General features: G+C 31.1%; 4 protein-coding genes and 1 pseudogene. All 5 read right to left on the reverse strand.

The features are described 5' to 3' along the window. Window positions 1-88: pseudogene (locus V5787_RS10280) on the reverse strand (IS1595 family transposase); the annotation flags it as partial. Between the two features lie 543 nt (window positions 89-631). Then, window positions 632-1,222: an LUD domain-containing protein gene (locus tag V5787_RS10285; RefSeq protein ID WP_336893138.1), complete on the reverse strand. Its 591-nt coding sequence runs from the start codon at window positions 1,220-1,222 to the stop codon at window positions 632-634. After that, window positions 1,212-2,582, reverse strand: coding sequence for a lactate utilization protein B (locus V5787_RS10290; RefSeq protein WP_336893139.1), 1,371 nt, complete (start codon window positions 2,580-2,582; stop codon window positions 1,212-1,214). Before V5787_RS10290 ends, V5787_RS10285 begins: the two co-directional genes overlap by 11 nt. Window positions 2,583-2,589: 7 nt before the next feature. After that, the gene (locus V5787_RS10295) at window positions 2,590-3,357 is read right to left on the reverse strand and encodes a (Fe-S)-binding protein (RefSeq protein WP_336893140.1); all 768 of its coding nucleotides are present in this window, start codon (window positions 3,355-3,357) and stop codon (window positions 2,590-2,592) included. A 775-nt stretch (window positions 3,358-4,132) separates the two neighbouring features. Then, on the reverse strand, window positions 4,133-5,572 hold the full coding sequence (aldA, locus tag V5787_RS10300; RefSeq protein ID WP_336893141.1) for an aldehyde dehydrogenase: 1,440 nt from the start codon (window positions 5,570-5,572) through the stop codon (window positions 4,133-4,135). Between the last annotated feature and the right edge of the window lie 632 nt (window positions 5,573-6,204).

Here is a 6,204-nt window from a genome sequence, read left to right on the forward strand (position 1 = left end):
TTATTTTGGCTAAATAAGCCTTACAAGCTTCATCATTTGGTAGTTCTTTTATAAAACTCAGTATATTTTGACCTTGAAAAACATCCATATCTGTTATATTTAATGACACTAAGATACAGAAACTAAATGACTAACTCAGAAAACTTTTACTTTATCATCCAAAGATGATAATTTAAGATTATTTAAAATTAGTATAATAAGGGTTGCAATAACTAATATCATTTCCATTTGTCAATTTTTTTAAACAAATGTAAGTCTTTTACCTTTTTTTTATAGATATAACAAAATATATATTTTCACACTACAGATAGCTTCACTAAAAATCAGTATTTACGTTGAATAACAACAAAATAATATTTGGCTTTTTCCTTTTTTTCTAACGTTACTTCTCAATCAACCAAGAAATTAAAGGATAAAGATACCTACTCAGAAACAAAATATAATTGTTGAAAGTTAAGACCGTTGCAGGTATTAAAAAAAAGATCAAGTAGCTTGTCTTTAGTTGTTCAAGTCATGTATTTCACCTGTAGAACAAGAGAAAAGCCACTCGTTATTTATATTTCTATCTTACAAAATACAATATTGTTGTTAATGAGTTGTGATACTGTGAAAATGTCTGTTTAATAGTTAGTTAAATTAGGAGAATTGTTAAACTCAAAGCTCCTTGAGCACCAATCACTAAGGACTGTTCAATGTCAGCCGTTTTTGATGGTCCAGAAATAAATATTCCATAGTCGAAATCTGAACTCTCTATTTTTTCAAATGCATGATGTTGTGTTGCTACAATCTGTGATTCTTTTAGAACGAGCACTAAATGTGTAGTAATAATTGGTAGTACTCGTATTATAAGGTTAACTTCAGAAATCCAGACTGCTCCATTTTCCGCAATTCCAATTTCACCCTCTAAAACTAATACATCTAAATCGTCTAACTCCTGTGGTTTTTTAATTTCAGAAATATCAATCGTACTAAATCCACTTGCTTCAATTATATGAGAATAATTATTTTTTGCTAAAGGAAATAATTCAATCAATTTCGGAATAATTTCATCTATAGAATTTAGTGTTAATAAATTTCCACCAACGGCTTCGATCATCTTTTTAAACTTTGATAACTGATTTTCATTAACGTCAACAAAAATATCTTTATCAATCTTAGGTAGTTCTAACAACGATGGTTTGTTTGTCTTAATTTTTTCAAGTATCTTTTCTCTACTGTTCATCTTTATTTTTTTTAATATACCAATCATCAAAACTTTCCTTTTCTCCTTTAGGTAAGTCTCTACTTCTTCCCCAAATATTGGGTTTCGAATTAATTACAGATTTTGGCAAATTTCGTAACGACCACCTTGCTATTTTTCCAATACGTTCAAATTTCTTCGGATTTGCAAAAACATCTCCCATTATTTTCATGGATGCCTTTTTTAATTTAGGCTGTGGAGTTTCTTTAGTAATAATCTGACGCCACTTATACAATTGGGTGTGAATATCAATTTTTACAGGACAAACATCTGAACAAGAGCCACACAAAGTTGAAGCAAATGGTAGGCTACTGTGTTTTTTTAAATCTATTCCAGGTGATAAAATTGAGCCAATAGGACCAGGGATAGTTGCATTATAACTATGACCTCCACTACGCCTGTAAATTGGACAAGTATTCATACAAGCACCACATCGAATACAATGTAAGGAAGCTCTAAAGTCGGGTCTACTTAATTGTTCAGATCTACCATTATCTACTATTACAATGTGCATTTGAGTGCCTTCTCGTTTCCTTTTAAAATGTGATGAATATGTGGTAATGGGTTGCCCAGTAGCACTACGAGCCAACAATCGTAAATAAACTCCTAAATGTTCTTGCTTCGGAATTAATTTTTCTACTCCCATACAAGCAATATGAATTGGAGCTAAATGTGCTCCCATATCGGCATTCCCTTCATTGGTACACACTACAAATCCACCGGTTTCTGCAATTGCAAAATTAACACCTGTAATTGCTGCATCTGCTTCAATAAATTTTTTACGTAAGTGTTTTCGTGCTGCATTGGTTAGATATTTCGGGTCTCCACCACAAGGTTTTGTGCCCAAGTGTTCTTGAAATAGTTCATCAACTTCTTCTTTACTTTTATGAATGGCTGGTAAAACAATATGACTAGGAATTTCTTTTGCTAATTGAACTATATATTCACCCAAATCGGTATCTATAATTTCAATATCATGTGCCTCCAAAAACGGATTTAAATGACATTCTTCTGTCAGCATAGATTTGCTTTTTACAACTTTTTTGGCATTGCCATCTTTTAATATTTGATGAACAATTCGATTGTGTTCATCTCCATCTGCTGCCCAGTGAACTTGAATGCCGTTTTTCTGAGCATTTTCTTCAAACTGAATTAAATAGTTATCTAAATTTGACAGCATATGGGCTTTAATACCTGAACCTAAAGTACGTAATTTTTCCCATTCCAAAACTTGGTGAACAGCATTGTCTCTTTTGTGTCTAACAAACCATAATGCTTTATCGTGCCAGTTTACTTTATTCTCGTTTTTATTAAATATTTCTGCCGCTTTTGAGTGACTCATTTGTAAACTATTTAATTGATTTATTCAAAATTTCGGCAATATGCAAAACTCGTAAAGGTTGATTATTTCTATTTATCAATCCTTCTAAATGCATTAAGCAAGAAGTATCTGAAGCAGTAATAACTTCGACTCCATTATCCAGATGATCTTGAATTCTATCTTTTCCCATTTTTACAGAAACTGCCTCTTCGACAACCGAAAAAGTTCCTCCGAATCCGCAGCATTCATCTTTTCTTGTAAGTTCCATGATTTCGGTTCCTTCAACCTCTTTTAGTAAATCGTCAATTACAGAAAACGAAGGCCCAACAATTTCAGAGCAAGATCCCAATCTTAAACCTCTGAGGCCGTGACAGCTTTTGTGCACACCTACTTTAAAAGGAAATTTTGCTCCAACATTTTTAATCTTTAATATATTTATGATAAAGTCGCATAATTCAATAACATTTTCTCGAACCTTTATAACTTCATCCGTTTGATCAATTATATCATAATGTTTTTTTACATGATAAGCACAACTACCTGATGGAGTAACGATATAATCAAAGTCCTTAAAATTTTTGATAAAATTATGACAAGCACCAATAGATTCTGATTCGTAACCAGAATTAGCCATGGGCTGACCACAACAAGTTTGACCCGATGGGTAAACTACATTTACATTTAACCGCTCTAAAACTTCCAATGTTGCCTTTCCAACTTGTGGATATAATTGATTGATATAACAGGGGATGAATAGGCCAACGGTTATGCGGTTTTTCGTTTTTTTAAAGTTCATATATTTATTCATTTACAACCACTTTTCACCTTATATTAACAAAAGGCAGTGGTTTTTTAAATTTCCTTATAAATTTACCATTTCTGATCTTTAGGATTAATAAGGTTTTTTTACTTATAGTATACTGAAATTGAATTATTAATTTTCATAATAATCAACTCTATATTGAATAGATTTCTGAATTTTAAATATCCGATTTCAGTATACTATTTGTAAATTCTAATCATTTTTTTGTATGAAGGCTTATGTAGGTTGCTATTAATTTTGATTTATTCTTTAAGTATAAAGCCAAACAATATTTTTGTACTCTAATGTTTATTGAAATTAATTTCCATTCGATATTTCAAATTTACTAAAGACTCTTAATCCGCACCAAACAATAATTAAAAAAGATGTAAATGACAAAATAATAGGGAAGTTAACTTTTGAAACTTCCAATAATTTTATATTAATAACGTCACCCGTTCTAAAATCAATAATCATTCCTTGTAATTTAGTCCTCCGAGTTCTACCAAGAATTACCAAACCATCAATCGTCCAACAGGATTAAATGTTTGTGTTATAGAATTGATTACTGTAATTTGTAATTCCTAAGAGGCGAACAATGAGATTGTTAAAGTAATGAGGTTAATCTGCTTTTTCTAAAAAAGTGTTTTTTATAGTTATCATCAATATGAAATTTATCAAGGCTCAATTCAAAAATAAAACACACGAGTTACAAACTCAAGATATGTAGTTTTTAACCTCAATATGCTTTATTAAATACAAAATTTATTTACTTGTATTGAGCATATACAACTTTGGTTTGTAAATACTCTTCCATTCCGTGTTTTCCATCGGCTCCACCGATACCAGATTTTTTCCATCCAGCATGAAATCCTTGAATGGCTTCAAAGTGTTCTCTATTGATATAAGTTTCTCCAAATTGTAATTCATTAGAAGCATGCATTACTTTATTGAAATTTTCAGAAAAAATGGAAGATGTCAACCCGTATTCACAGTCATTTGCTAATGAAATAGCTTCATCTAAAGTGTTAAATTTCATAACTGGTAAAATGGGGCCAAACACTTCTTCTTGAATTATTTGCATATTTTGAGAGATGTTTGCTAATAAAGTAGGTTCAAAGTAATATCCCTTATCAAACTTACTTAATCTACTTCCGCCAATAAGGACTTCTGCACCTTCTTTTTTAGCGTAGTTAACCATTTCTTCTACTTTGTCAATTTGATCTTTGGAAACCAGACTACTCATGTCTGGATTGTTGTCAGCAAATGCATCATCTACTTTAACAGCTGCCATCTTTTTAGAGATTTTATCCATAAATTCGTCATATATTGTTTCTTCAACGTAAACTCTTTCGGCACAATTACAAACTTGTCCACTGAAAATAACTTTTGATGATACAATTGCATTAACCGCTAAATCCATGTCTGCATCGGCACAGACAATAGCTGGTGCTTTACCTCCTAATTCTAATGACACTCTTGTAATATTAGTAGCAGCTGCTTCCATGATTTTTTGACCTGCAAATACACTTCCTGTTAAACTAACAATTCCTGTAATAGGACTTTTAGTAAGAGCGTTACCAACGATGGTTCCAGAGCCACAAACGAAATTTAAAACACCGTTAGGAAGTCCAATGTTTTCAATTAATTTAATGAATTCCATGATTGTATTTGGAGCAGTACAACTTGGTTTTATTACGCAGGTGTTTCCTGTTATTAAAGATGGAGCAACCTTACGAGCCATTACAAAGAAAGGAAAGTTCCAAGGGCAAATTCCTACAACAACTCCAATCGGTGCTTTGTGTAAAAAGATATGTTCCTTTCTTCTGTCACTTTGTATAATTTCTCCTTCTATTCTTCTTGCCCAACCAGCATTATAATCAAAATAATCAGCCGTAACATCAATTTCAACTTGTGCTAAGCTAATAATTTTAGCTTGCTCCTTTGCTAATGTTTTAGCTAAGAACACTCTATTCTCCCGAATAACAAATGCCATTTTATTTAAATATTTTGCTCTTTCAATTGCTGCTAAAGATTTCCACTCAAGTTGAGCTTCTTGTGCGGCCTCTAATGCTCTGTTCGCATCTTCAATAGCCCCTTTAGGAATCAATGATATCACCTCTTCTGTGCAAGGATTTAGGACTTTTGTAACTTCTGATGAAATAGATTTTACAAACTTCCCATTAATGTATTGTTGGTATTCTTTCATAATAGATGGTTTAAATTTATATTTTTGATTAATGTGAAATGAACAAAGAACATCTTATGTTATTCTTTATTTTATTTCAGTACTAATTGAGTATTTACTTATTTATCAAAATTATAAGTTAATACCTCTTAAAAATTTATCCAATACAAACAAAATTATGTATAATATAAACATATGGGTTTTGTTGTGAAATAAATCACAATCAATCTAATTCTAAAAACAGAAATGAAGTTAATGTTTTATTTCAGATAATGAGAGAGATAAGATGTTTAAATTGATGTTTTATTTAAAATAGATTGTTCTGGTTTGTATTTGGAATAGTGATTTCTGTGATTAATTTAAACATTTGATAAAAATAATTCCTGTCAGAAAAAGATAAGCATTGAGGAGTTTTCTTTTACTATGACTACTTCTGCATGTTATTCTGTACACGTTCCAAATGTAAGTGTTGATGATTTAAGACCGTTGCAATGTACATGACAAAAACAAACATCCAAACTTAGGTTTTATATCATTGTTTGTTAGCTTATTAAGACGTATATTATAAGTTATGAAACTACAAATAACACCTACTTTTTCAGATAGCATTTGTGATTTACGTACAAGAAAGATAAAAGCTACATTTTTTAGTC

Origin of the sequence: Flavicella sp., from assembly GCF_037132785.1 — a bacterium.
In the GTDB taxonomy this organism is placed as follows: Bacteria; Bacteroidota; Bacteroidia; order Flavobacteriales; family Flavobacteriaceae; genus Flavicella.